This window comes from Roseateles sp. NT4, from assembly GCF_051857475.1.
Lineage (GTDB): Bacteria > Pseudomonadota > Gammaproteobacteria > Burkholderiales > Burkholderiaceae_C > Pelomonas.
Genome location: NZ_JBPZGZ010000005.1, coordinates 41,118 through 63,743 on the forward strand (window position 1 = coordinate 41,118; position 22,626 = coordinate 63,743).

Annotated in this window: 26 protein-coding genes; 12 read left to right on the forward strand and 14 right to left on the reverse strand. The window is 69.2% G+C overall.

Annotation, left to right across the window (positions count from 1 at the left end):
- Positions 1–3 precede the first annotated feature (3 nt).
- The 3 genes from ACS5PN_RS26155 to ACS5PN_RS26165 are packed head-to-tail and all read left to right on the forward strand — an operon-like array spanning position 4 to position 2,166.
- Positions 4–690: an urease accessory protein UreF gene (locus tag ACS5PN_RS26155; protein ID WP_439466971.1), complete on the forward strand. Its 687-nt coding sequence runs from the start codon at positions 4–6 to the stop codon at positions 688–690.
- Positions 687–1,334, forward strand: a complete 648-nt coding sequence (ureG, locus tag ACS5PN_RS26160; protein WP_439466972.1) for an urease accessory protein UreG — start codon at positions 687–689, stop codon at positions 1,332–1,334. The genes ACS5PN_RS26155 and ureG overlap by 4 nt, the downstream gene beginning before the upstream one ends.
- Positions 1,327–2,166, forward strand: coding sequence for an urease accessory protein UreD (locus ACS5PN_RS26165; RefSeq protein WP_439466973.1), 840 nt, complete (start codon positions 1,327–1,329; stop codon positions 2,164–2,166). Before ureG ends, ACS5PN_RS26165 begins: the two co-directional genes overlap by 8 nt.
- A gap of 1 nt (position 2,167) precedes the next feature.
- Here the strand turns inward: ACS5PN_RS26165 and ACS5PN_RS26170 are convergent, their stop codons facing one another.
- From ACS5PN_RS26170 to ACS5PN_RS26180, 3 genes are read right to left on the reverse strand one after another with little or no spacing between them, the layout of a single operon-like run.
- Positions 2,168–2,941, reverse strand: a complete 774-nt coding sequence (locus ACS5PN_RS26170; RefSeq protein ID WP_439466974.1) for a VOC family protein — start codon at positions 2,939–2,941, stop codon at positions 2,168–2,170.
- The gene (locus ACS5PN_RS26175; RefSeq protein WP_439466975.1) at positions 2,926–3,318 is read right to left on the reverse strand and encodes a hypothetical protein; all 393 of its coding nucleotides are present in this window, start codon (positions 3,316–3,318) and stop codon (positions 2,926–2,928) included. Before ACS5PN_RS26175 ends, ACS5PN_RS26170 begins: the two co-directional genes overlap by 16 nt.
- Positions 3,315–3,704: a DUF1801 domain-containing protein gene (locus ACS5PN_RS26180; RefSeq protein ID WP_439466976.1), complete on the reverse strand. Its 390-nt coding sequence runs from the start codon at positions 3,702–3,704 to the stop codon at positions 3,315–3,317. The genes ACS5PN_RS26175 and ACS5PN_RS26180 overlap by 4 nt, the downstream gene beginning before the upstream one ends.
- A 37-nt stretch (positions 3,705–3,741) precedes the next feature.
- Here ACS5PN_RS26180 and ACS5PN_RS26185 point away from each other — a divergent pair, with 37 nt between their 5' ends.
- Positions 3,742–4,422, forward strand: coding sequence for a DUF6445 family protein (locus tag ACS5PN_RS26185; protein ID WP_439466977.1), 681 nt, complete (start codon positions 3,742–3,744; stop codon positions 4,420–4,422).
- On the opposite strand, the gene ACS5PN_RS26190 is transcribed toward ACS5PN_RS26185, so the two are convergent.
- Positions 4,419–5,186: a TerC family protein gene (locus tag ACS5PN_RS26190; RefSeq protein ID WP_439466978.1), complete on the reverse strand. Its 768-nt coding sequence runs from the start codon at positions 5,184–5,186 to the stop codon at positions 4,419–4,421. The genes ACS5PN_RS26185 and ACS5PN_RS26190 overlap by 4 nt on opposite strands.
- Before the next feature lie 181 nt (positions 5,187–5,367).
- Between ACS5PN_RS26190 and ACS5PN_RS26195 the strand changes: the two genes are divergently transcribed.
- The 3 genes from ACS5PN_RS26195 to ACS5PN_RS26205 all read left to right on the forward strand — a co-directional run bounded on the left by ACS5PN_RS26195 (position 5,368) and on the right by ACS5PN_RS26205 (position 9,809).
- On the forward strand, positions 5,368–6,387 hold the full coding sequence (locus ACS5PN_RS26195) for an AraC family transcriptional regulator (protein ID WP_439466979.1): 1,020 nt from the start codon (positions 5,368–5,370) through the stop codon (positions 6,385–6,387).
- A gap of 109 nt (positions 6,388–6,496) precedes the next feature.
- Positions 6,497–8,659 (forward strand): TonB-dependent receptor, encoded by a 2,163-nt coding sequence (locus ACS5PN_RS26200; protein ID WP_439466980.1) that lies wholly within the window; start codon positions 6,497–6,499, stop codon positions 8,657–8,659.
- Positions 8,660–8,669: 10 nt separating this feature from the next.
- Positions 8,670–9,809 (forward strand): serine hydrolase domain-containing protein, encoded by a 1,140-nt coding sequence (locus ACS5PN_RS26205; RefSeq protein ID WP_439466981.1) that lies wholly within the window; start codon positions 8,670–8,672, stop codon positions 9,807–9,809.
- 4 nt (positions 9,810–9,813) lie between these two features.
- On the opposite strand, the gene ACS5PN_RS26210 is transcribed toward ACS5PN_RS26205, so the two are convergent.
- The 6 genes from ACS5PN_RS26210 to ACS5PN_RS26235 all read right to left on the reverse strand — a co-directional run bounded on the left by ACS5PN_RS26210 (position 9,814) and on the right by ACS5PN_RS26235 (position 14,542).
- Positions 9,814–10,866 (reverse strand): DUF5694 domain-containing protein, encoded by a 1,053-nt coding sequence (locus ACS5PN_RS26210; RefSeq protein WP_439466982.1) that lies wholly within the window; start codon positions 10,864–10,866, stop codon positions 9,814–9,816.
- 72 nt (positions 10,867–10,938) lie between these two features.
- Complete coding sequence (locus ACS5PN_RS26215; protein ID WP_439466983.1) at positions 10,939–11,184, reverse strand: hypothetical protein; 246 nt, start codon at positions 11,182–11,184, stop codon at positions 10,939–10,941.
- A gap of 156 nt (positions 11,185–11,340) precedes the next feature.
- On the reverse strand, positions 11,341–12,318 hold the full coding sequence (locus ACS5PN_RS26220) for a GlxA family transcriptional regulator (protein ID WP_439466984.1): 978 nt from the start codon (positions 12,316–12,318) through the stop codon (positions 11,341–11,343).
- Positions 12,311–12,889 (reverse strand): cysteine hydrolase family protein, encoded by a 579-nt coding sequence (locus tag ACS5PN_RS26225; protein ID WP_439466985.1) that lies wholly within the window; start codon positions 12,887–12,889, stop codon positions 12,311–12,313. Before ACS5PN_RS26225 ends, ACS5PN_RS26220 begins: the two co-directional genes overlap by 8 nt.
- Positions 12,890–12,976: 87 nt before the next feature.
- On the reverse strand, positions 12,977–13,990 hold the full coding sequence (locus ACS5PN_RS26230) for a 2-dehydropantoate 2-reductase (RefSeq protein WP_439466986.1): 1,014 nt from the start codon (positions 13,988–13,990) through the stop codon (positions 12,977–12,979).
- A 12-nt stretch (positions 13,991–14,002) separates the two neighbouring features.
- Entirely contained in the window at positions 14,003–14,542 is a 540-nt protein-coding gene (locus ACS5PN_RS26235; RefSeq protein WP_439466987.1) for a DUF962 domain-containing protein, read from the reverse strand.
- 103 nt (positions 14,543–14,645) lie between these two features.
- On the opposite strand from ACS5PN_RS26235, the gene ACS5PN_RS26240 reads away from it, so the two are divergent.
- Positions 14,646–15,254, forward strand: a complete 609-nt coding sequence (locus ACS5PN_RS26240) for a YceI family protein (RefSeq protein ID WP_439467202.1) — start codon at positions 14,646–14,648, stop codon at positions 15,252–15,254.
- Here ACS5PN_RS26240 and ACS5PN_RS26245 read toward each other — a convergent pair.
- The 4 genes from ACS5PN_RS26245 to ACS5PN_RS26260 are packed head-to-tail and all read right to left on the reverse strand — an operon-like array spanning position 15,240 to position 18,984.
- Complete coding sequence (locus ACS5PN_RS26245; RefSeq protein ID WP_439466988.1) at positions 15,240–15,770, reverse strand: GNAT family N-acetyltransferase; 531 nt, start codon at positions 15,768–15,770, stop codon at positions 15,240–15,242. The genes ACS5PN_RS26240 and ACS5PN_RS26245 overlap by 15 nt on opposite strands.
- The gene (mobA, locus tag ACS5PN_RS26250) at positions 15,767–16,321 is read right to left on the reverse strand and encodes a molybdenum cofactor guanylyltransferase MobA (RefSeq protein WP_439466989.1); all 555 of its coding nucleotides are present in this window, start codon (positions 16,319–16,321) and stop codon (positions 15,767–15,769) included. Before mobA ends, ACS5PN_RS26245 begins: the two co-directional genes overlap by 4 nt.
- The gene (moaA, locus tag ACS5PN_RS26255) at positions 16,314–17,417 is read right to left on the reverse strand and encodes a GTP 3',8-cyclase MoaA (protein WP_439466990.1); all 1,104 of its coding nucleotides are present in this window, start codon (positions 17,415–17,417) and stop codon (positions 16,314–16,316) included. Before moaA ends, mobA begins: the two co-directional genes overlap by 8 nt.
- Before the next feature lie 46 nt (positions 17,418–17,463).
- Complete coding sequence (locus ACS5PN_RS26260; RefSeq protein ID WP_439466991.1) at positions 17,464–18,984, reverse strand: methyl-accepting chemotaxis protein; 1,521 nt, start codon at positions 18,982–18,984, stop codon at positions 17,464–17,466.
- 95 nt (positions 18,985–19,079) lie between these two features.
- On the opposite strand from ACS5PN_RS26260, the gene ACS5PN_RS26265 reads away from it, so the two are divergent.
- The 4 genes from ACS5PN_RS26265 (at position 19,080) to paaK (ending at position 22,622) form a co-directional block, all read left to right on the forward strand.
- Positions 19,080–20,021 carry a carbohydrate kinase family protein gene (locus ACS5PN_RS26265; RefSeq protein WP_439466992.1) on the forward strand — a complete coding sequence of 314 codons (942 nt, stop codon included), beginning with the start codon at positions 19,080–19,082 and terminating at the stop codon, positions 20,019–20,021.
- A gap of 74 nt (positions 20,022–20,095) precedes the next feature.
- The gene (locus ACS5PN_RS26270) at positions 20,096–20,899 is read left to right on the forward strand and encodes an enoyl-CoA hydratase-related protein (protein ID WP_439466993.1); all 804 of its coding nucleotides are present in this window, start codon (positions 20,096–20,098) and stop codon (positions 20,897–20,899) included.
- The gene (paaI, locus tag ACS5PN_RS26275) at positions 20,899–21,327 is read left to right on the forward strand and encodes a hydroxyphenylacetyl-CoA thioesterase PaaI (protein ID WP_439466994.1); all 429 of its coding nucleotides are present in this window, start codon (positions 20,899–20,901) and stop codon (positions 21,325–21,327) included. Before ACS5PN_RS26270 ends, paaI begins: the two co-directional genes overlap by 1 nt.
- Positions 21,324–22,622 carry a phenylacetate--CoA ligase PaaK gene (paaK, locus tag ACS5PN_RS26280; protein ID WP_439466995.1) on the forward strand — a complete coding sequence of 433 codons (1,299 nt, stop codon included), beginning with the start codon at positions 21,324–21,326 and terminating at the stop codon, positions 22,620–22,622. Before paaI ends, paaK begins: the two co-directional genes overlap by 4 nt.
- Positions 22,623–22,626: the final 4 nt, after the last annotated feature.

Consider the following 22,626-nt stretch of genomic DNA (forward strand, 5'->3'; position numbering starts at 1 on the left):
CCCATGTCGACGACGCCTGCTTCTGCCTCGCTGCTGCATCTGCTCTGGCTGGCCTCACCGGCCTTGCCGGTTGGCGGTTTCAGCTATTCCGAGGGCCTGGAGGCCGCCGTCGATGCCGGCATCGTCCATGACGAGACCAGCGCCGGCGACTGGCTGCTGAATCAGCTCGAACTCGTCCAGGCGCGGGCCGAACTGCCCATCGCCGCCGCTGCGCATGCGGCGACGCTGGCCCTCGATGGCGCTCGCCTGGCTGAGCTCAACGCCTGGGTGCTGCAGACCCGTGAGACGTCCGAGAGCCTGCAGCAGGCCCAGCAGATGGGTCGCAGCCTGCTCATCTGGATGCAAAGCCTGGTGCCCGACGCGGCCGCGCTGCCGCTGCTGCAGGCCCTCAAACCCGCGCCCACCTGGCCGGTCGTCATGGGCGCCGTGGCGGCGTCGCGCGGCGCGGCGCTGGAGCCGGCTTTGCAGGCCATCGCCTTCGGCTGGGCCGAGAACTTGATGCAAGCCGCCGTGCGCTGCGTGCCCCTGGGTCAGACCTCTGGCCAGCGCCTGCTGGCACGCCTCGTGCAAGCCATTCCGACAGCCGTGGCGACCGCCCTGGCCGCGCCCGAGCCCCTGGCGTTTGCGCCCCTGCTCGGCATCTTCAGCGCCCGCCACGAAACCCAATATTCGAGACTGTTCCGCTCATGAATGCACCGCTGCACGCCATTCCGAACCGCACCAAGAAGCTCCCGCCGCTGCGTGTCGGCGTCGGCGGGCCCGTCGGTTCGGGCAAGACCACCCTCGTCGAGATGCTGTGCAAGACCATGCGCGAGCGCTGGGACCTGGTCGTCGTCACCAACGACATCTACACCAAGGAAGACCAGCGCCTGCTGACCGTGGCCGGTGCACTGGCGCCCGAACGCATCATGGGCGTGGAGACGGGCGGCTGCCCGCACACCGCCATCCGCGAGGACTGCTCCATCAATTTGGAAGCGGTCGACCGCATGCTGGAGAAGTTCCCGGATGCCGACATCGTCTTCGTCGAGAGCGGTGGCGACAACCTGGCCGCCACCTTCAGCCCCGAGCTGTCCGACCTGACCATCTACGTCATCGACGTGGCGGCGGGCGAGAAGATCCCGCGCAAGGGCGGCCCGGGCATCACCAAGAGCGACCTCTTCGTCATCAACAAGACCGACCTTGCGCCGCATGTGGGTGCCGACCTCGACATCATGCGCAGCGACACGGCGCGCATGCGGCCCGTCAAGCCCTGGGTCATGACCAATCTCAAGACCCGCGATGGCCTGGCCGACGTCGTCGCCTTCATCGAGAAGAAGGGCCTGCTCGTTGCCTGACCCCATCCGCTGGCCGGCGCGTCTGGCGCTCAGCGCGGCGCGTGACGGCGCCAGCGCGACTCGCGTTCATGCGCGCCACGACGGCCCGCTGCGGCTGCTGAAGACGCTGTATCCGGAAGGCCCCGGCATCGCCCATGCGGTGCTGGTGCACCCGCCCGGGGGCCTGGTTGGTGGCGACCGTCTCGACATCCACATCGACGTGCAGGCCGGCGCCCATCTGCTGATCACGACGCCGGCTGCCACGCGCTTTTACCGCTCCAACGCAGGGGAGGCCGCCCAGGTCGTGCAGGCGACGGTGGGCGAGGGCGCCCGCCTGGAGTGGCTGCCGCAGGAGACACTGGCCTATCCCGACTGTGTCGCTCGCAACGAGGTCAGGCTCAGCCTCGCGGCCGGAGCCAGCCTGTTCGCGACCGAGGTGCTGGGCCTGGGCCTGCCGGCGGCGGGCCAGGCCTTTGAGTCGGGGCGGCTGTTGCAGCACCTGGAAGTCACCGGCCAATGGCTGGACCGCGGCTGGCTGGATGCCACCGACAAGGCCTTGCTCGACGGCCCTTGCGGCCTGGCCGGCCATTGCGTGCTGGGCACCCTGGTCTACGCGCAGACCACCCCGCTGGGCGACGTGGACGCGCTGCTGACCCACAGTCGCGGCCTGCTGGACGGCGTCTCGCGCAGCGGTGTCACGCATCTGGCCGGCCCCAGGGGTGGGTTGCTGCTGGCCCGTGTCATCGGCGACGAGGTCGAGGAAGTGACGCTGGCGTTGCGGCGGGTGAGGGCGCTGTGGCGCGGGCAGCTCTGGGGGCTGTCGGCCGGCGATCCGCGCATCTGGGCGACCTGAGTCAGGGGTTGGGGCGCAGCGTCAGCCACAAGCCGTGGGCCTGTGTGGGTGTTGAGCGCCGAGGGCTGCCCATGACGACGCCGATCAGCGGATGGCCAGGCACGAGCCGGTGTCGCGCCGGCACGATGACGACATGGCCGCCATCGGCCAGTTCGAAGACTCGGGCCTGGGCCTTCAAGGGTGCGTCGCGTGCCTCTTTATGCGAGCTGGCACCCAGAGCCGTCAACAACTGCGCCAGCGGAGCCGGGTCATCCGTCGCCACCCAGACCTCCCGCGTCGCGGACGCGCCGTTGGCGTGAGCGAAGTGCTCGGGCTTGTCGGTGGGTGAGCGGTTGTCGCCGGCAAAGAAGATCCAGCCCAGACGCGGGTCGGTCAATTCGAGACCCTGGGCGTCGTGCCTGTGGGCAATACCCGCTGCCTGCAACGCGGTGGCCGCGCGGGCCTCGTCGGCCGCATGCAGGGTCAGATAGGCCGGGCCTTCGCCCTGGCGCAGGAAGTCGGCATAGCGGCCGCTCAAGGTGTCGCGCGCCTCGTGGGCAGTGATGAGCTCCAGTCCGGCGCCGTTGGCGAACTTGATGTGGGCATTGCGCAGGCCGTTGGTGTGCGACCGGCCGGGCTTGATGGCGAAGCCCAGGGCGCGGAAGTCCGCCACGGCCGCATCCAGGTCGCGCACGGCAGTGGGGATGTGGTCCAGGCGCACCAGGGGCTGGCACCATGCCGGCAAGCTGGCGACCAGCAGCAAGGCCAGCATCCAGCGCATCACAGCGCCCGCCATGTAGGAATGCAGTGACGGGCCAGCGCGGTGACCCAGTCGGGCTCGCCCGGCACGAAAGCAATGCCATAAGCCGGGCTGATGAGAAAACCTGCCCGCTCGAAGACTTCGGTGTCCTGGGCCAGCACGAAACTGGCCAGCGCGGAGAAGGGAATGGCGATGGACTCCAGCTGCAACACCGGCGCGCGCCGGGTGATCTCTTCCAGTCTGCCATTGTCCTGGAAGCGCAGCACGCAATGACCGTAGTCGTAGGCGTTCAGCTCCACGTTGTTGCGCGAGCAGCGGTTGGGCGGCCCGAGGCGGGCCACCAGCGCTTCCACGGTCAGGCTGAAAGGCAGTTCGCCGAAGGCCGTGAAGGGCTCAAGGCGCAGTGCCGTCACAGGCGCGCGTCCATGTCGGCCCAGGCGGCAGCGATCAGGGCGCGCAGCGCGTTCTCGTCGACGGGTTCGCCGGGGCGCAACTTGACGTGGCGCATGGACTTGCCCGTGCCCTGCAGCAGGCCGGTGGGGTCGGGCAGCTCGGCGCCCTTGAAGAAGCCCACGTTGACGTGAGACGTGAAGGCATTGACATAACCGAAGGCCGCATCACGGACGCAGGCGGTGGGGTGGCCGTCGTGCAGCAACTCGCGCACGTCGTTGTCGCAGCCGCGCATGACGTCGAACCAGTACCTCGCGATGCGCCCCAGTTCGCCGGTGTGGCGCTGCATCCAGATCGCGACGCCGGCATCGTGGCGCGTGGCTTCGGGGAAGTGGAACAGTCCGTCCATGGTGGTGATTGTGGCTGGCCTAGACTCCCGGCCCACCATGAACGTCTCACACCCCGCTCCCCAGTTGAATCGCCTGGTCTACCGCGAGCCGCTGCTCGGCCGCGACTACTGGGTGCTGGACGACGCCCTGCCGGACCCGATGGCGGTGCGCGGGCGCGCGCTGGCGCGACATGATTGGGTGCTGGGCGCGCCGCACCGCCCCGAGAGCTGGCCGGGCATGCGCCTGCAGCCCGGCTTGCTGGAGGAGGAACTGGCGCCGCTGGAGCGCTGGATGCTGAAGCAGACCGGCTGCAAGAAGGTCTATGCGTCGCAGGTGGGTGCGGCCGATCGCATCAACCACAACTGCGTGCAGGTTGTGGGCTGCAACGAGGGCCACGTCAAGCCGCACACCGATTCGCGCGCGCTCTGCACCTACGCCGCCGTGCTCTACCTGTCGCCGGACCTGCCCGTGCATGCCGGCACCTCGTTCTACCGCGTGCGCCACCCGGATGGCCGGCTGGGCGGCAACTGCGTGCCGTCGCGCTTTGCCAATCTCGTGGAAGCCTTCGGTACGCGCTTTGTGCCGCCCGACCTTTTTGTGGAGGACGTGGCCGTGGATGCGCGCTTCAACCGGCTGCTGCTCTACCGCGCCGACATGATTCACAGCGCCTCGGCCTACGTGGGCGAGGTGCTGGCCGAGCGCCGCATGACGGCGGTGTTCTTCTGGATGGCGCGTTAGTCGCCCGAACTGCCCGGCATCTGCTGGCGCAGCTTGACCTTGCTGTCCGACTTGCGGCGCATCTTGATGTTCATCATCTCGACGGCCAGCGAGAAGGCCATGGCGAAGTAGATATAGCCCTTGGGCACATGGTGGCCAAAGCCTTCGGCGACCAGCACGACGCCGACGACGACCAGGAAGCTCAGGGCCAGCATCTTGATGGTCGGGTGGTTGGACACGAAGCGGCCGATGGGACCGGCGAACAGCATCATCAGGCCCACCGAGGCGATGACGGCGGCGATCATGATGCGCACGTCGTCCACCATGCCGACGGCCGTGATGATGGAGTCCAGCGAGAACACCAGGTCGATGACCATGATCTGCAGGATGACGGCGCCGAAGGCCGCCTTGACCTTGCCGCCCGTACCGTGCCCTTCGTCTTCGCCTTCCAAGGAGCCGTGGATTTCGCCGGTGCTCTTCCAGATCAGGAAGAGGCCGCCGCCGATGAGGATGAGATCTCGCCCGGAGATGCCACGCTCGAGGCCGGGGATGCTGAACAGCGGCTCCACCATGCCGACGATCCAGGCCAGCACCAGCAGCAGGCCGATGCGCATGAACATGGCCGCAAACAGACCCACGCGGCGCGCCAGCTCCTGGCGTTCCTTGGGCAGCTTGTCCACCAGGATGCTGATGAAGATGATGTTGTCGATGCCCAGCACCAGCTCCAGCGCGGTCAGCGTGGCGAGGGCGATCCAGGTCTGGGGGTCGGAAAGCAGTTCGAGCATGGGAAGGCGTCCTTGATCAGCCGGGCATTGTCCCCAGCACCCCGCGGCTCGTGGACAGTCTCAAGCTGACCCAGGCTTCGGCTTTGCTTGGGGTTTCACGTCAGGCCTGTCACGAGGGTGACTGTCTCGACCACGCATTGCACCAATGGCGGTCGCTCGGGAATTGGCCTACAACCTGCCCATGCAGTCCACGCAGCCCATCGCGACAGCCGTCAGCACCGGCCACTCCTTGCAGGGCGCCGAGGTCGAGACCGCGCTGGGCCATTCGCGGCTGGTGTCGGTCTGCGAGACCACCAACCCCGACGAGGCCCAGGCCGTGCTTTGCGGCGTCTATGGCCCGCATGCGCTGCGCGTGCAGGACGAATCCACCCTGGCGCTGAAGCTGCGCGGCGCCGAGTTCGCCCGCCTGCACCTGGGCGAGGTGCGTTACGGCACCTCCACCCGCATGGCCATGCCGCGGGCTCATGGGCACTGGGTGTTCTCGTACCTGCGCCAGGGCGAGGTCTGGCGCAGCGGCGACCGCGAGCTCTATGGCGCGGGCGATGCCGGCGTCATCGCGCCCGATGAGGTCCATGGCCTGGAGATGTCGGGCGACATGGAGCTGCTGAACCTGCGCGTCGCCGACGCCGACATGGGCAGCGCCTGCCGCAGCCTGCTCGGCTCCGACCTGGCCCACCCCTTGCGCTTTGCCGACCATTGCGGTGCCGGAGGTGCGCCGGTGGCAGCCCTGCTGCGCGTGCTGGGCCATCTGGCGGCCACGCCGGCCTATCCGCATGCGGCGGCCCAGCGCCTGGAAACCAGCCTGCGCGACGCCGCCCTGTTCGAGCTGCTGCTGGCCTGGCCCAACAGCTACACCCGCGGCCTGGATGCGCCGGCGGCCTTGCCGCTGTCCACGCGACGGGCGCGCGACTACATCCACGCCCATGCGGCCGACGTGCCCTCGGTGGCCGACATCGCTACCGCCGCCGGCGTCGGCGTGCGTGCCCTGGCCCGCGGCTTCGAGCGCCACTTCGGCGTGTCACCGCAGCGCTATCTGCAGCAATACCGGCTGGACCGCGTGCGCGAGGCCCTGCGCTCGGCCGCTCCGGGCGTCACGGTGACGGCGGTTGCTGCGGAATGGGGCTTCTGGCAGCTGGGCAGCTTTGCCGCCCGCTACCGCGAACGCTTCGGCGAATCGCCCAGCCAGACCCTCAAGAACTGAGAAGTTCCGATTCGGCACATCGCGCTGCCGATTCGCCATAGCCGGCTGAAGACCAGCCCGCGACCATGCCTGCACGCCGCCACCTAGACGCGGCGACCGGAGACAGAGCATGAGAACCAGACTCAGCCCCATCGCGCTGGCCGTTGCGTCCACGCTGGCCGCGGCCCAGACCGAGACGAACACCCAGCAGATCGAGCGCGTGGTCATCACGGCCGAACGCCGCGTGACGGTGCTGGACACCACGCCCGCCGCCATCACGGCCCTGAACGGTGCCCGCTTGGCAGAGCGCGGCGACACCGGCCTGGCCGACCTGGTCATGCTCAGCCCCAACACTTCGGTGACGAACGGGCAGGGCGCCACCCAGCTCTTCATCCGCGGCATCGGCAATGTCTTCATCCTGGCCGGTGGCGACCCGGGCGTGGCGCTGTACAGCGACGGCGCCTATGTGTCCGACCAGACCAGCTCCAACACCGCCCTGTTCGACACCCAGCGCGTCGAGATCCTGCGCGGGCCCCAGGGCGCGCTGTATGGCCGCAATGCCACCGGTGGCGCGATGAACATCATCTCGGCCCTGCCGACCAGCAGCTTCCAGGCGCGGCTGGGCCTGCTGCTGGGCAGCGACAACCGGCGCGAGAGCGAGGGCTTCGTGTCAGGCCCGCTGACGCCGGGGCTGGAGGGGCGCTTCTCCTACCAGGTCAGGGAGGCCGACGGCTACACCCGCAACCCGCTGGCCGAGGGGCCGCGGCGCCTGGACGACCAGTCCAGCCGCGCCTTCCGCGCCCAACTGCAATCCGGCCTGGGCGGCAACGGCACGCTGCGCTTGGTGGCCGGCCACTATCGCGAGCACGATGCCGGCATGAGCGTGCCGGTGCTGCCCGATCCGGCGTCCATCCCGGTGCTGCTCTACGGTGTCACGCAGAGCAGCGATCCGCGCGTCGTCAAGAGCCAGGGCTCGAGCAATCGCGTCGATGTCAACACGGCCCAGGCCCTGCTGGAAATACCTGTCGGCAGCAACACTCTGAGTGCCGCGCTGAGCTGGCGGCGCAGCAAGGTCGACCGGCTCTGGGACAGCGACACCACCGAGGCGGCCGTCACGACCTCGGGCTTCCTGACCGGCAGCACCGACAAGAGCATCGACGTCCATCTCGCCTCCGACGAGGCCAGCCCCCTGCAATGGCTGGTCGGCGTGACGGCCCTGCAGTTCGACCAGAGCCAGGACGTCAGCATCCAGACCCAGGTGCCGCTGGGCTTCATCGTGCCGGGCGCGCCCATGAACCTGCCCTTGCCAGGCGGCGTCGGCTTCCTGCTCGGCGGCACCGTGCACACCCGGTCCACAGCGGCCTATGCCGACCTGCGCTACACCTTCAACCCGCAGTGGTCGCTGCTGGCCGGCCTGCGCGTCAACCACGACAGCAAGCGGGCCGACGAGTACCAGAACATCGCCGCCTTCGGCCTCGCAGGTACCGGGCACCCCAGCGACGGCTGGACCAGCACGCCGGGCAGCATCGGCGTCGAATACAAGCCCGTCACCGGCACCCTGGCCTATGCACGCTGGGCCCATGGCTTCAAGTCGGGGGCGGTCAACCTCGGCGCCCTGCAGCCTGACCTGGTCAAGCCGGAGAAGGTCAGCAGCTTCGAACTGGGCTTCAAGACCGAGTTCCTGCAGCGCCGCGGCGTGTTCAGCGCGGCTGTCTTCAGCAGCCGCTACCGGGACATGCAGGTGTCCCAGGTCGGCCAGGCGACGACGCTGCTGGCCAATGCCTCGGCAGCGCGTATCCACGGGCTCGAAGTCGAAGCGGCCGTCAAGCCCGTCGCGCCCCTGACCCTGTCCGCCGGCCTTGGGCTCATGGACCCCAAGTACACGGACTTCACCAACGTCGACCTGCGCAATGCACCGATCACGCCGGTCAATGTGCGGGGCCGCCAGCTGGCCCAGGCGTCCAAGCAGCAAGTCACGCTCGGCGCCGAATGGGCCGGCAGTGTGGGCGAGCTGCGCACGACGCTGCGCGCCGACTACAGCTGGCGCAGCCGCTTCTACTTCACCGAGTTCAACACCTCGGACGCCGTCCAGGGCGGCTACGGCCTGCTCAACCTCAGCGCCACGCTGCGCCCGGCGGCGGGGCCCTGGAAGCTCTGGGCCTATGTCCGCAACGCCGGCGACACCACGGCGCTGACCAGCATGAGCATCGCCTCGCCACTGCTGGGTGCGGCGCGCCAGGTCACCTGGACGCCGCCACGCCAGTTCGCCATCGGCGCGAGCTACGACTTCTGAGGAGACCACCATGAAGCATCTGCTCGGCCACCACCAGCCGCAGTGGGAACCGCTGGCCCACGCCTTCGACGCGCTGTTCGAGCGCGGCGACGACCTGGGCGCCTCGCTGGCCCTGACCGTCGAAGGCGAGCTCGTCCTCGACCACTGGGGCGGCTGGTGCGACGAGGCGCGCCGCAAGCCCTGGGACCGCAACACCCTGACCCATGTCTGGTCCACCACCAAGACCATGACCTCGCTGTGCGCGCTGCTGCTGGCCGACCGCGGTGAGCTGGACCTGGACGCGCCCGTTGCCGCCTACTGGCCCGAGTTCGCGGCCAACGGCAAGAGCGGCATCCTGGTGCGCGATGTGCTGGGCCACACCTCGGGTGTCAGCGGCTGGGAGCAGCCCATGGGCATGGGCGACCTCTGCGACTGCGAGCGCAGCACGGCCCTGCTGGCCGGCCAGTCGCCGTGGTGGACGCCGGGCAGCGCCTCGGGCTATCACGCGCTGAACTACGGCCATCTCGTGGGCGAACTGATCCGCCGCGTCACGGGCCAGAAGACCAGTGAATTCCTGAAGCGCGAACTGGCCGGGCCGCTGGGGGCCGACTTCCATATCGGCCTGCCGCCCGAGCATGACGGCCGCGTCGCGCGGGTCGTGCCACCGCCGCCGGCACCGGTCGACTTCTCGGCCATCCCGCCCGACAGCCCCATGCTGCGCACCCTGGGCAACCCGGCGCCGGACGCGGCCTACAGCCATCGCGAGGACTGGTGCCGGGCCGACATCGGCGCCGCCAACGGTCATGGCAATGCACGTTCGGTGGCTCAGCTGCAGTCCATTGTCGCCTGCGAGGGCACGCTGGCGGGGCGCCGCTGGCTCAAGCCGCAGACGGTGGACCGCATCTTCGAGGTGCAGGCCCGCGGCATCGACCTCGTGCTGGGCGTGCCGCTGTGCATGGGCATGGGCTATGGCCTGCCCGAACCGGCCACGCTGCCGTTCATCCCCGAGCAGCGCATCTGCTTCTGGGGTGGCTGGGGCGGCTCGCTGGTGCTGGTGGACGTGGAGAGGCGGCTCTGCCTCGCCTACATGATGAACCGCATGGCGCCCGGCGTCGTCGGCGGGCCGAATGCGGCGGTGCTGGTGCAGGCGCTGTACGCCTGCTGCGCCTGAGGCCTCACTTCAGCACGGCGAGCGCATCGACCATGTCCACGCCCTGCATCTGGCCCAGCCAGTGGTCGAACCAGGGCTTGTGCGAGGCACCGACGATGGTCAACACGCGGGCGCCGGGTCGCTCGCGGAAGCTCTCGCGGATGTTGGCCACCATGCGCAGGTTGCGGATCTCCCAGCCGGCCACCCACATCTGCGGATAGCCGTCCTTGGACTTGGCGCCCAGCGTCGCCTTGACGTTCACGTCCGCCGTCGCCTGCTGGTAGCCGGGCTCGTTCACATAGCGGTAGAGGGGCAGCAGGTCGTTGGTCTGCTTGAGGGCCGCCGTCTTCTTCTCCAGTTCGTCCAGCCCGGCGCGGCCGGCCTTCCAGGCGGCTTGCACTTCGCGGCCGAAAGCCTCCTCGTCCTTGATCCTGACGTTGTCGCCGGTGTGGTTGTCGGTGGCATAGACGCGCGGCAGGCCCAAGTGCGCGGCCAGGCGGGCGGCAATCATGTAGTTCTCGTTGCGGCGCGTGGCGATCTGCGCCAGCAGCTCCACCAGGGCGGCATCCAGGCCGTCGCCGGCCTTGCGCTCGGACTCGGGCAGTTGCAGCCATTGGGCATAGGCCGAGGCGCGGTCGTTGGCCGCCAGCAGGTGCGAGGCCAGGTGGCGGCGCTGCGCCGGCGTGGGCGAGGCGGGCCAGTCGGCCAGCAGCTTCTCGGCCTCGGCGATGGCGGCCGGTACTTCCAGGCCGGTGGACTTGCGGGCCACCTCGGTGCTGGGGCAGTAGTCACTGCCGTAGCGCGTCGGGTGGCGTGCGGCGAGATCGCATTCCTCGCCCGTCATGGCCTCAATGGTGATGACCTCGGGCTTGAAGGCCGCAAGCTTTTCGATGACGCCCTGCAGCCGCGCCGGGTCGAAGCCTTCCGGCAGTTCGCTCAGGTGCACCGTGCCCAGCACCAGCACCTGGGCGCGCGGCCCGGTCATGCCGCGGTCCAGTTTCAGGTTGACCTGGGCCTGGGCCGCCAGCGGCAGCGCCAGGGCCAAGCCCCACATCCAGGTTTTTGTTGATTGATGCATTCGGTTCTCTCCCGGCATTGAGGCAAAAGAAAACCCGCCAGCGGCGGGTGGGTGACTGACGCAGCGCGAGGCTCAGACGATCCAGACCTGCGTCTGGGCGGCAGCCACCGTCGTCACGTCGCGGCGGCCTTCGATGACCACGCGCGGCAGCTGGGCGATGACCGCCGTGTCTGCGCGCTTGCCCACGATGACCACGCGCTCCAGCTTCACGATCTCGGTCGCCGGGGCGGCCGTCCGGTTGGCCAGGCTGACGCCGGTGGCGGCTGCGGCGGCGACGGAAGCGATGGCGATGAAGAAGGTCTTGGCGGCGGTGTTCATGGTGGGCTCCGGTGAGGGGTTGGCTGTGTCAGTGATTGCAGTTTCGTCACTGACCCCGGGCACCGCGAGCACCAGGCGATGAATTGCCGGCGCGGCCGGATGAACTGCAATTCGGCGGGACGAACCGGGGCCGTGGCGGCCCGGCGCGAATCGCCGTTATGGTCGCGCGCTGGACGGCGTGCCGGGCCAGCCGACCGCGGTCCAGGCGCGGCGCAATTGCAGCTCGGAGTTGAAGCCGGCCGCTTCGCTGGCCGCGCTGACGCTGGCGCCGGCCTCCAGCGATCGCCGGGCCACAGCCAGGCGCACGCCGCGCAGATAGGCCTGGGGGCTGGTGCCGGCGTGCTCGGCGAACAGGCGGCTCAGGGTGCGTGTCGTCGTGGCGGCCAGGTCGGCCATGCGCTCCAGCGGCCAGTCCTCGGCCGGGGCGACGCTGAGCGCATCCTGCACGCGGTGCAGTCGTGCGTTCAGGTGCTGGCGGTGGGCCAGCAAGGGCGACAGCTCGGGATCGGCCGGGCCGCGGCGCAGGGCCACGGCCATCTGCTCGGCGACGCGGGCGGCCACCAGCTCGCCGGCATGGGCGGCGATCAGGTGCAGGGCCAGGTCGATGCCGGCCGTCACGCCGGCGCTGGTGAAGACCTCGCCGTCCTGCACGAAGACGCGGTCCTGTTGCACCGTGCAACTGGGCGCCAGGCGGGCCAGGTCGTCCAGGTGCTGGTGGTGGGTGGTGGCGCGGCGGCCGTCGAGCAGGCCGGCGTGGGCGGCGAGCAGGGCGCCCGAGCAGACGGTGACCAGGCGCAGGCCCGGCCGGCCGGGCGCCAGGCGGGCCAGCCAGGCGACCAGCTCGCGCCGGGAGGCCTGCGATTTCGCCTCGGCGGCCGAAGTGCGACCCACCAGCACGATCCAGCTGCCGTCGGGCAGGCTGTCCGGCAAGGGCTCCAAGGCCTGCAGCTGGATGCCCACCGAACCTGTGGACTCGCTGCTCGTGCCGGCAAAGCGCAGCGCAAAGGGCGCCACGGCCAGCTTCAGCGCGGCGATCTCCAGGCTGGCCAGGCGCAGGGCCTCGGCCGGCCCGGCCCAGTCGAGGACGAGGCTGTCGTCCTGCAGAACAAAGACAACCTGCTTGGGTTCAGGCAAGGGCGGTTTCCTTTTCAGTCACGGCCTGCAGCGCGGCTTCCGCGTCCATGATGCGGGCGAAGCGGCCGTCCAGGACGGCGGCGGTGCGGGCGCGCAGCTGGGCGGGCGTCAGGGGCGAGCCGTCGGGGTGTTGCATGGTGAACGTGAGTGTCGCTTCGGGCACGTAGATGACCTCCCAGCCCAGGTCGGAGGCGTGGCGGGTCGTCGTCTCGCAGCACTGCTCGGTGCGGATGCCGCTGATGACGAGCTGGCGGATGCCCTGGCTGGTCAGCCACACATCCAGGCCGCTGGCGACCAGGGCGCTGTGGCGGGTCTTGTGCACGGTCAGGTCGGCCTGGAAGTCGCGCAGGCCTTCCAGGGGGCGCACATGGCCGCTTTCCAGGCTGAAGGGATCGGCGCCGGTGGCGTCGGGTTGCACATGGAAGACGCGCACGATGGGCAGGCCGGCGGCCTCGAAGCCTTCGATGAGGCGGTTCTGGGCGGCGAGGTAGGCCGGCAGGCCGTCGGTCTCGAAGGTCGGACGCTGGGTGAAGGAGTGCTGGACGTCGATGACGATGAGGGCGGTGGTCATGGGGTGGCCTCGTGGCGTTGTTGAGGCCTTCAGTGTTCCGCCGACAGGCATCCGTCGCCACGCGCTGGAAGACGGAGATGGATCAATTCAGGACAAACCCAAGGCGCCCGTCAACTCGGTCGGCGAATAGGGCTGGCGGCGCTGCGGCCAGTCGGTCACCAGGCCCAGCATGCGCTGGTTCAGCGGCGCATTGCGGCCCTGGGCGCGGGCCAGGCGCACGACCTCGCCGCAGAGAGCGTCGATCTCGGTCGTGCGGCCCTGGGCCAGGTCGTCGGCCATGCTGGAGCGGGCCTTGGCATCGATGCGCAGCATGCGCGCGGCGGCCAGGCGGAAGATGATGCTGGGCATGCGCAGCAGCGAGATGAGGCGGCGCGGCGGCAGCGGCGTCAGCTGGGCCACCGGGCGGTGGCTGGCCTCCAGCAGGTCCAGGGCCTCTTCCTGCAGGGCCGCCAGTACTCGCCGGTAGCCGCGTTGCAGCAACTCGTCGCGCAGCGGCATGCCGGACAGGGCGTTGACCGGGTTGTTCAGGTTCAGCAGCAACTTGCCCCATTGCACCGGTGCGAGGTCGCCGTGCAATTGCAGGCCCATGCCGACGCGGGCGAGGGCGGTCTGCCAGGCGGCCAGGGCGAGGTCATCGGGGCTGCCCTCGGCCGCCAGCGAGCCGCCGGTGCCGCGGTGATAGCGGCCGGGGCCGAGCTCGGCGACGTTGTAGGGCACCATGCCTGCGTGCCAGTGCAACTGCGGCGCGGCCTGGCGGGCGGTGTCGGCGTTGGCGATGCCGTTTTGCAGGCTGACGACGGGCGTGCCCAGCGGCAGCGTCAGCCCCAGAGCCGTGGCCGCCTCGGCGGTGGCGCCGGACTTCACGCACAGCAGCACCAGGTCGGGTTTGAGACCCGCGGGAGGCTCGTCATGCAGCAGCAGCTGCAGCGGCGGGATGTGGCGGTCCAGGCCGTCCTGGTCGGTCAGGCGCAGGCCATGCTTGCGCAGGGCGGCCAGCACGCGCGGGCGGCCGACAAAGTGGACAGGCACGCCGGCCAGTTGGGTCAGACCGCCGACAAAGCAGCCGACGGAGCCGGCGCCCATGACAAGAACGCCGGTCATGGGTTCAGCAGGTCAAACTGGATGCGCAAGATCGCGCAAGTGGGTGGGCCCAACGCGCTTTTCGATCTCCGCCAGCAGGGGGCGGCCCCAACCCAGCATGAACATGGCCTCGCCGACGACGAACATCGGGCCGACCAGCAGGCCGACGAGGTCGTCGACGAAGGCGGGCTTCTTGCCTTCGTAGTAGTGGCCGATGAACTGGAAGACCCAGCCGACGACGAAGCTGCCGACGCCGATGACCAGCCAGCTCGTTGTCGAACCCTGGGCAGCCGTCATGGCCAGGCCGGTCAGTGCGCCGTTGACGATGGTGGTGGCGGCGCCGAGTGCGAGGTTGCCGCGCGTCAGATACCAGAGGGCACTGAGGCCCCACAGCACGATGGCCGCGTTCATCGGCGTATTGCCGACTGTGAATTCGGCGCGGGCCAGCAGCACGCTGATGGCGAAGACGATGAGGGGAATGCCGACGAAATGGGTCGCGATATTGCGGCGGTCGCGGTGGTATGCCGCGTATTGCGCCATCAGGTCGAGGGCAGGGCGGAACAGGCTGGCCATGTTGGGGCTCCGTTGAGGAGGATGGTGGCTATGCTAGTCCAGCACGACGCGCCGGCGTTGTGCCCAGTCTCACAAAACACTCCAGGAATCCCCCGAATTGAGCGTGCAAACCACAGCAAAACGCCGTCTGTTACTGGCGCTCGCGCTGGCCGGCCTGGCCGGCTGCGCCAGCCCGCCCCTGCCCGCAGCACGGTCAGAGGCTGCCGGCGGCAATGCGCTGCGCATCCTGGTGTTCCGCGGCGGCACGGCCGCGCGGCTGGGCCACAACCATGTGTTGCGTGCCGCCGATCTGCGCGTGCAGTGGCCGGCGGCCGGGCCGGTACTGAGCTTCCGGCTGGATGCGCTGGACATCGACCCCGCGGCCCTGCGTGCTGGGCTGGGCCCGGCGTTCTCGAGTGCCGTCGACGACGAGGCGCGTGCCGGCACGCGGGGCAATCTGCTCAAGGCCCTGGACGTTGCAGCCCACCCCGAGGTGGTCGTGCGCACGCTGCAGCAGGTGGGCGAGGGCGGGCGCCGCGCCGTCGAGGCCGAGATCACACTGCATGGTGTCGCGCGCAAGCAGTGGTTTGTCGTCGAGGTGGAGGGCCAACGGGCGCGCGGCGAGGTGGTGGTGCGCCAGAGCGATTTCGGCATCCAGCCCTTCACCGTGCTGGGCGGGCTGCTGGCGGTGCAGGACGCGCTGGTCGTGCAGTTCGAACTAGTCGAGCCGTAGTCGCATCAGGTCCTTGGACAGGCTGCGGCCGTCCTTGAGGCGGATGGCGTCGGGCAGGCAGCCATAGCGGACGAAGCCCTGGCTCTCGTACAGGCCGATGGCGGCGCGGTTGGTGGACGTCACGCTCAGCGTCACCTGGGCCAGGCCGGGCGTGGCCCTGAGCCTGGCGACGGTCGCGATCAGCAGGTCGCGCCCGATGCCGCGGCCGCGGTGGGTGTCGGACACCATCATGCCGATCAGGTGGGCGATGTGCTGCACCTTCAGGCGCGGTTCGCGCTCGCAGGTGATGGCGCCGACCAGGCGGGCGTCGTCCAGGGCCACCAGCGTGAACAGCGTGGCGCCATTGCTGCCGCCGGTGAGGCGGTTGCGGTAGCTGGACAGGTCACGCTGGCCTTCGGTTTCGGCGTCCGACGTGAAGGCCTCGGGATGGCCGGCCAGCATGGCGTCGCGCAGCGATTTGTAGGCCAGCAAATCGGGCTCGAGCATGGGGCGGATCTGGGCTTCGATCACGTTCACAGGTCGGTCAGGTGGTTCAGGTTGGCAAAGGCGGCTTCGTCGTCGAAGTGTGCGACGCCATGCGGCCGGTTGCGCATCCAGCCGAGCACGGCCCGACCAGCGGTCTCCAGATGAGCTCTCAACGGTTGCCGCAGGCGGGTGTGCAGCAGGGCATGGGTGGGGTGCTCGCGGGCAGCCTGCGCAAAGGCGAGGCCATGAGGCAAGGCAGCGGCCAGCAGGCGCTCGGCGAGGTCCAGGGGCAGGTGAGGGCAGTCGCAGGCAGCAGTCAGCAGCCAGCTGTCTTCCGGAATCGCCTCAAGGCCGGCCAGCATGCCGGCCAGCGGACCCGCGAACTCGAGGCCGGGTGGGTCGGCCAGCACGGGGTGGCCGAGGGCGGCGTAGGAGTCGAGGTTGCGGTTGGCGCTGATGCTCAGCGCACGGGCCTGGGGCGCCAGGCGTTCGATGACATGGACCACGAGAAGCCGCCCGTCCAGCAGCTGCAGGCCCTTGTCCACGCCCCCCATGCGGCTGCCGCGGCCGCCGGCGAGGACCAGGGCGTGAAGCTCAGCCACCGATGTAGTGCATCTCGACGCGGGGTTCGGCCGCGGCTTGCGCCGTGCCGCGCAATTGCGAGTAGCGGTCCTCCCGGCCGCCCCAGACGCCGGCGATGGCGCTGGCGAGCTGGCCGTCGTCCACGGCATCGACACCCCGCAGCAGGCCGCGCAGGTCGTGCCCACGGTGGGCGAACAGGCAGGTGTAGAGCCGCCCCTCGGTCGACAACCGGGCACGGTTGCAGTCGCCGCAGAAGGCCTGGGTGACCGAGGAGATGAAGCCGATCTCGCCGCCACCATCGGCATAGGTCCAGCGCTCGGCCGTCTCGCCCGGCGCGCTGTGCGACAGCGGCGTCAGCGGGAATTCGGTGGCGATGCGGCGCTGCACCTCGGCGCTGGGCAACACCTGGTCCATGCGCCAGCCGTTGGTGGCGCCGACGTCCATGTACTCGATGAAGCGCAGCACGACACCGCTGTTCCGGAAATGGCGGGCCATGGGCAGGATCTGGTCGTCGTTGACGCCGCGCTGCACCACCATATTGACCTTGATCGGCCCCAGGCCCGCGGCTTGGGCGACATGGATGCCGTCCAGCACGTCGGCCACCGGGAAGCCGACGTCGTTCATGCGCTGGAAGACGGCATCGTCCAGCCCGTCCAGACTGACCGTCAGGCGCTTCAGCCCGGCGGCTTTCAGGCCGGAGGCCTTCTTGGCCAGGGTCGAACCGTTGGTCGTCAGCGTCAGGTCCAGCTCGCGGCCATCGGGCGTGCGCAACTGGGCCAGCATCGCGATCAGGTTTTCCAGGCCGCGGCGCAGCGTCGGCTCGCCGCCGGTGATGCGCAGCTTCTCGACACCCAGGCCGACGAAGACGCGCGCCAACCGCTCGATCTCCTCGAAGCTGAGCAGGTGGGCATGGGGCAGGAATTCGTGGTGCTTGTCGAAGACCTGCTTGGGCATGCAGTAGCCGCAGCGGAAATTGCACCGGTCGGTCACGGAGATGCGCAGATCGCGCAGCGGCCGGCCGAGTGTGTCGACGAGGGGCCCCGCCGCCGTCGGCAACGCCGTCTTCAGCCGCGCCAGGGGCGGGCTGAAGACGAGAGGGGCTTCGCGCAGAGTCATGGTGGGATTTTGGCCCGTATGGCCAACCCCGGGCGCGTGCAGGGGCTCAGAGGCGGAAGCGGCTCACGGTCTTGGACAGATTTTCCGCCTGCTGGCGCAGGGATTCGGCGGCCGCCAGGGCTTCTTCGACCAGGGCCGAGTTCTGCTGGGTGCTGCGGTCCATCTCGGCGACGGTCAGATTGACCTGGGCGATGCCGGCCCCCTGTTCGCTGCTGGCGGTGCTGATCTCGCCAATCATGGTGCTGACGCGCTGCACGCTGCCGACCACTTCGCGGATGGTGATGCCGGCCTGCTCGACCTGGGCCGAGCCGGTGCTGACCTTGGCGACCGAGTCGTCGATGAGTCCCTTGATCTCACGCGCCGCCGCGGCGCTGCGCTGGGCGAGGGAGCGCACCTCGGCGGCCACGACGGCAAAGCCGCGCCCCTGCTCACCGGCCCGGGCGGCCTCCACCGCGGCATTCAGGGCCAGGATGTTGGTCTGGAAGGCAATGCCGTCGATGGTGCCGATGATGTCGACGATCTTGCGCGACGAGGCCTCGATGCTGCCCATGGTGTCCACGACCTGCTCGACCACGGCACCGCCCTTGCGCGCCACCTCGGAGGTGCTGCGCGCGAGCTGGTCGGCCTGGGCCGCGTTCTGGGCGTTCTGCTGCACCGTCGAAGTCAGCTCTTCCATGGACGCGGCGGTCTGCTGCAGCGAGCTGGCCTGGGCTTCGGTGCGCGAAGACAGGTCGCCGTTGCCGGCAGCGATCTGCGCCGAGGCGGTGCTGATGGAGTCGCTGGCCTGGCGCACCTGGCCGACGAGCGAGGCCAGGTTGTCGCGCATGGCGCGGATGGCGTGCAGCACGCTGGCATGGTCGCCGGGCTGCACATCCACCTCGGTGCCCAGGTTGCCCTCGGCGATGCGGCCGACCACCTCGGCCGCGTACTGGGGTTCGCCGCCGAGTTGGCGGAACAGCTGTTTCACCGTGGCCCAGACCAGGCCGGCCACGATGGCCATCAAGACGGCGCCTATGGCCAGCAGGATGATGGTGTTGCGCCAGAAGGCCTGCTCGATGTCGTCGATGTAGTCGCCAAAGCCTATGGTCCAGTCCCAGGGGGCGAACTTGATGACGGCATAGAGCTTCTCGACCTCGTCCTTGCTGCCGGGGCGGGTGCCCTTGGCGATGACGGTGCCTATGGTCTTGCCCTGCAGGGCGGCGCGGTAGCGCTCACCCGCCTCCTTGCCGCCCTTGGCGTCGACGATGCCGACGCGCTTGGGGTTGGGATGCACGAGGTTGACGTCATCCGTGTAGCCGCGCACGAAGAAATACAGGTCCTCGCGGTGGAAGCTCGCGATGGCACGCTTGACCTCGGCCTGCGCATCCTCGCGACTCAGCTTGCCGGCCTGCTCCAGCGCGTGGCCTTTTTCGGCCGCTGCATGGGCCAGCGTCACCAGCGTGGACAACTGCGCCACGCGGTCGGCCATCATGGAGCTGCGCAGTGTCGACAGGGCCACGCCGGCCAGGATCAGCATGCCCATCAGCGTGACGGCGCACAGCAGCATCATGCGGGTGCGAAGCTTCATGGAACCTCCTCGGCTGTTTTGTCCATCCTAAGCAGTCGGGACACTTCTTTCCCCTGGGGCTTGCCAGCGCCTCGGCAGCCCGGTTGAATCGAAACATGAGCGCCGTTATGCATCCCGACCTGCCGCACTTCGTTGCATTCGGCGAGGCCCTGACCGACCTGATCCGCACCGGGCCCGACCGCTGGCGCAGCGCCTGTGGCGGTTCGCCCTGGAATGTGGCGGTTGCCATGTCGGCCCTCGGCCAGCTGAGCGCCTTTGCCGGCGCGATCAGCCAGGACCCGTTTGGCAATGAACTCTGGCAGTGCAGCCAGGAGGCGAACCTGGACATGCGCTTCATCCAGCAGCTGCCGCGGCCGCCGCTGCTGGCCGTCGTGCACGAGGTCGATCCGCCGCGCTATTTCTTCATCGGCCATGACAGCGCCGACCTGCATTTCCGCCCCGAGGGTCTGCCCATGGGCTGGACGCGCGGCCTGCGCTGGGCCCATTTCGGCAGCCTGGGCCTGGTGCGCCAGCCGCTGGCCGAGCGGCTGCTGTCGCTGGCCCATGCGTTGAAATCCGAAGGCCGGCTGATCAGCTACGACCCCAACTTCCGCGCCCCGCCCATGGACGCCAGCTATGACGACACGCTGGAGCAGATGTGCCGGCTGGCCGACGTCATCAAGGTCTCCGACGAGGACCTGCGCGGCCTGTTCCGCCTGCCCGACCACCGCTCCGGCCTGGCCCAGATCGCCGCCTGGAACCCCGGCGCCTGGCTGCTGCTGACCCGCGGCGAGGCCGGCGCGACGCTGTATCACGGCGTGGAGGAGTGCACCGCGCTGCCGCCCCGCGTGGACGTCGTCGACACCATAGGCGCGGGCGACTCGGCCATGGCTGGCCTGCTGGACAGCCTGATGCGTGACGCTGGTGCGCCGGCTGAAGTGCATCTGCGCTGGGCCCTGGCGGCGGGGGCCGCGGCCTGCACGGCGCCGGGCTTCGCGCCCCCGCGCCCGGGTCATGTGGCAGCCCTGGTGGACGCCGTCGAAATCCTCAAGGACTAGGGTTTTCCCGCGCATCACTTGATCCCGATCCAGCTCGCTCCTACGATTAACCGACCGGTCGGTAGAGAAATTCCATGTCTGAACAACTGATCCAGATCGAACAGCACGGCGCCGTGCGCCTGCTGCGCCTGAACCGCCCCGAGGCGCTGAATGCCTTCACGGCCGCCATGCTGGGCCAGCTCCGCCAGGCGCTGGAAGCGGCAGCCGAGGACGGCGCGACGCGCTGCGTGCTGATCACCGGCGCCGGCCGCGCCTTCAGCGCCGGCCAGGACCTGGCCGATCCGCATGTGGCGCCCAGCCGCGAGGCGGGTGCCGCGCCCAAGGACATCGGCCACATGCTGGACCACTACTACATCCCGGTCGCCCTGCGCCTGCGCAGCATGCCGGTGCCGGTGGTGGCCGCCGTCAATGGCGTGGCCGCGGGGGCGGGCGCCAACATGGCCTTCGGCTGCGACCTGGTGCTGGCCGGCGAGAGCGCCAGCTTCCTGCAGGCCTTCTCCAAGATCGGCCTGATCCCGGACTGCGGCGGCACTTGGCTGCTGCCCCGCCTGGTGGGCCGCGCCAAGGCCATGGAGATGGCCCTGCTGGGCGACAAGCTCAAGGCCGTGGAGGCCGAACGCGTGGGCCTGATCTCGCGTGTCGTGCCCGATGCGGAGTTGCAGGACACCGCGATGGCCATCGCCCAGAAGCTGGCCGGCATGCCGACCCGCGCCCTGGCCGAGACGCGTCGTGCCCTGGACGAGGCGCTGAAGCTGGACTACGAGTCGGCCCTGAAGCGCGAGGCCGCACTGCAGAGCCAGCTCGGCTTTGCCTACGACTACCAGGAAGGCGTGGCCGCCTTCATGGACAAGCGCAAGCCCGAGTTCAAGGACCGCTGATGGATGCACAAGCCGTTGCCGAGAAGGTCCGCGAAGTCATGTTCGCGGACGATGCCGCGAGCCGCATGCTGGGCTTGGAGATCGAGGAAATCTCGCCCGGCCGGGCCGTCGCGACGATGACGGTGCGCGCCGACATGCTGAACGGTTTTGCCATCTGCCATGGTGGGCTGATCGCGACGCTGGCGGATTCGGCCTTTGCCTTTGCCTGCAACAGCCGCAATGCGCTGACCGTGGCCTCGGGCTTTGGCATCGACATCCTGAAGTCGGCCAAATTGAATGACGTTTTGACGGCGACGGCGGAGGAGACATCGCTGGCTGGCCGCACGGGGCTTTACGACATCACGGTGAAGAACCAGAACGGCGACCTGATCGCTGCCTTCCGGGGTCGTTCCTACCGGCTGGGTGAGAGAAAGGTTTTCGAAGCATGACGGTCAAGACCCCTCAACCCGGCGACCTCGAACACATCGAGACCGCCAGCCGCGACGAACTGCAGGCCCTGCAGCTCGAGCGCCTGCACTGGAGCCTGCAGCACGCCTATGACAACGTGCCGCACTACAAGGCCAGTTTCGACAAGGCCGGCGTTCACCCTTCCGACCTGAAGACGCTGGCGGACCTCGCCAAGTTCCCCTTCACGACCAAGCACGACCTGCGCGCCAACTACCCCTTCGGCCTGTTTGCCGTGCCGCGCGAGAGGATGGCCCGCATCCATGCCTCCTCGGGCACGACGGGCAAGCCGACGGTCGTCGGCTACACGCTGAAGGACATCGACAACTGGGCGAACCTGGTCGCGCGCTCCATCCGCGCCGCGGGCGGCCGCGCCGGTGACCTGGTGCATGTGGCCTATGGCTACGGCCTCTTCACCGGCGGCCTGGGCGCCCACTACGGCGCCGAGCGCCTGGGTTGCACGGTCATCCCGATGAGCGGCGGCCAGACCGAAAAGCAGGTGCAGCTGATCACCGACTTCAAGCCCGACATCATCATGGTCACGCCCAGCTATATGCAGGTGCTGGTCGAGGAGTTCGCCCGCCAGGGGCTGGATGCGCGTGAGTCGTCGCTCAAGGTCGGCATCTTCGGCGCCGAGCCCTGGACCGAGGCCATGCGCCGCGACATCGAGGCCAGCGCCGGCATCGACGCGGTCGACATCTACGGCCTGTCCGAGGTGATGGGCCCGGGTGTGGCCAGCGAGTGCATCGAGAGCAAGGACGGCCCGGTCATCTGGGAAGACCATTTTTATCCCGAGATCATCGACCCCGACACCGGCGAGGTGCTGCCCGACGGCAGCGAGGGCGAGCTGGTCTTCACGTCGCTGAGCAAGGAAGCGATGCCCGTCATCCGCTACCGCACCCGCGACCTGACGCGACTGCTGCCGCCCACCTCGCGCAGCATGCGCCGCATGGGCAAGATCGTCGGCCGCAGCGACGACATGCTCATCATCCGCGGCGTCAACCTTTTCCCGACCCAGGTCGAGGAGCTGGTGCTGCAGGAGAAAGGCCTGGGCGGCCAGTACCAGCTCGTCGTCACGCGCGATGGCCATCTGGACGAACTGCTGATCCGCTGCGAACTGGCCCTGGGCGCCACCGACGATGGCATTGGGCGTAGGCTGTCGGAGCGCATCAAGAATCTGATCGGCGTCACGGCCACCATCCAGGTCGAGCCCAACAATTCCATCGAACGCACGCTGGTAGGCAAAGCCCGCCGCGTCGTCGACCAACGCAAGAAGTAAGCAA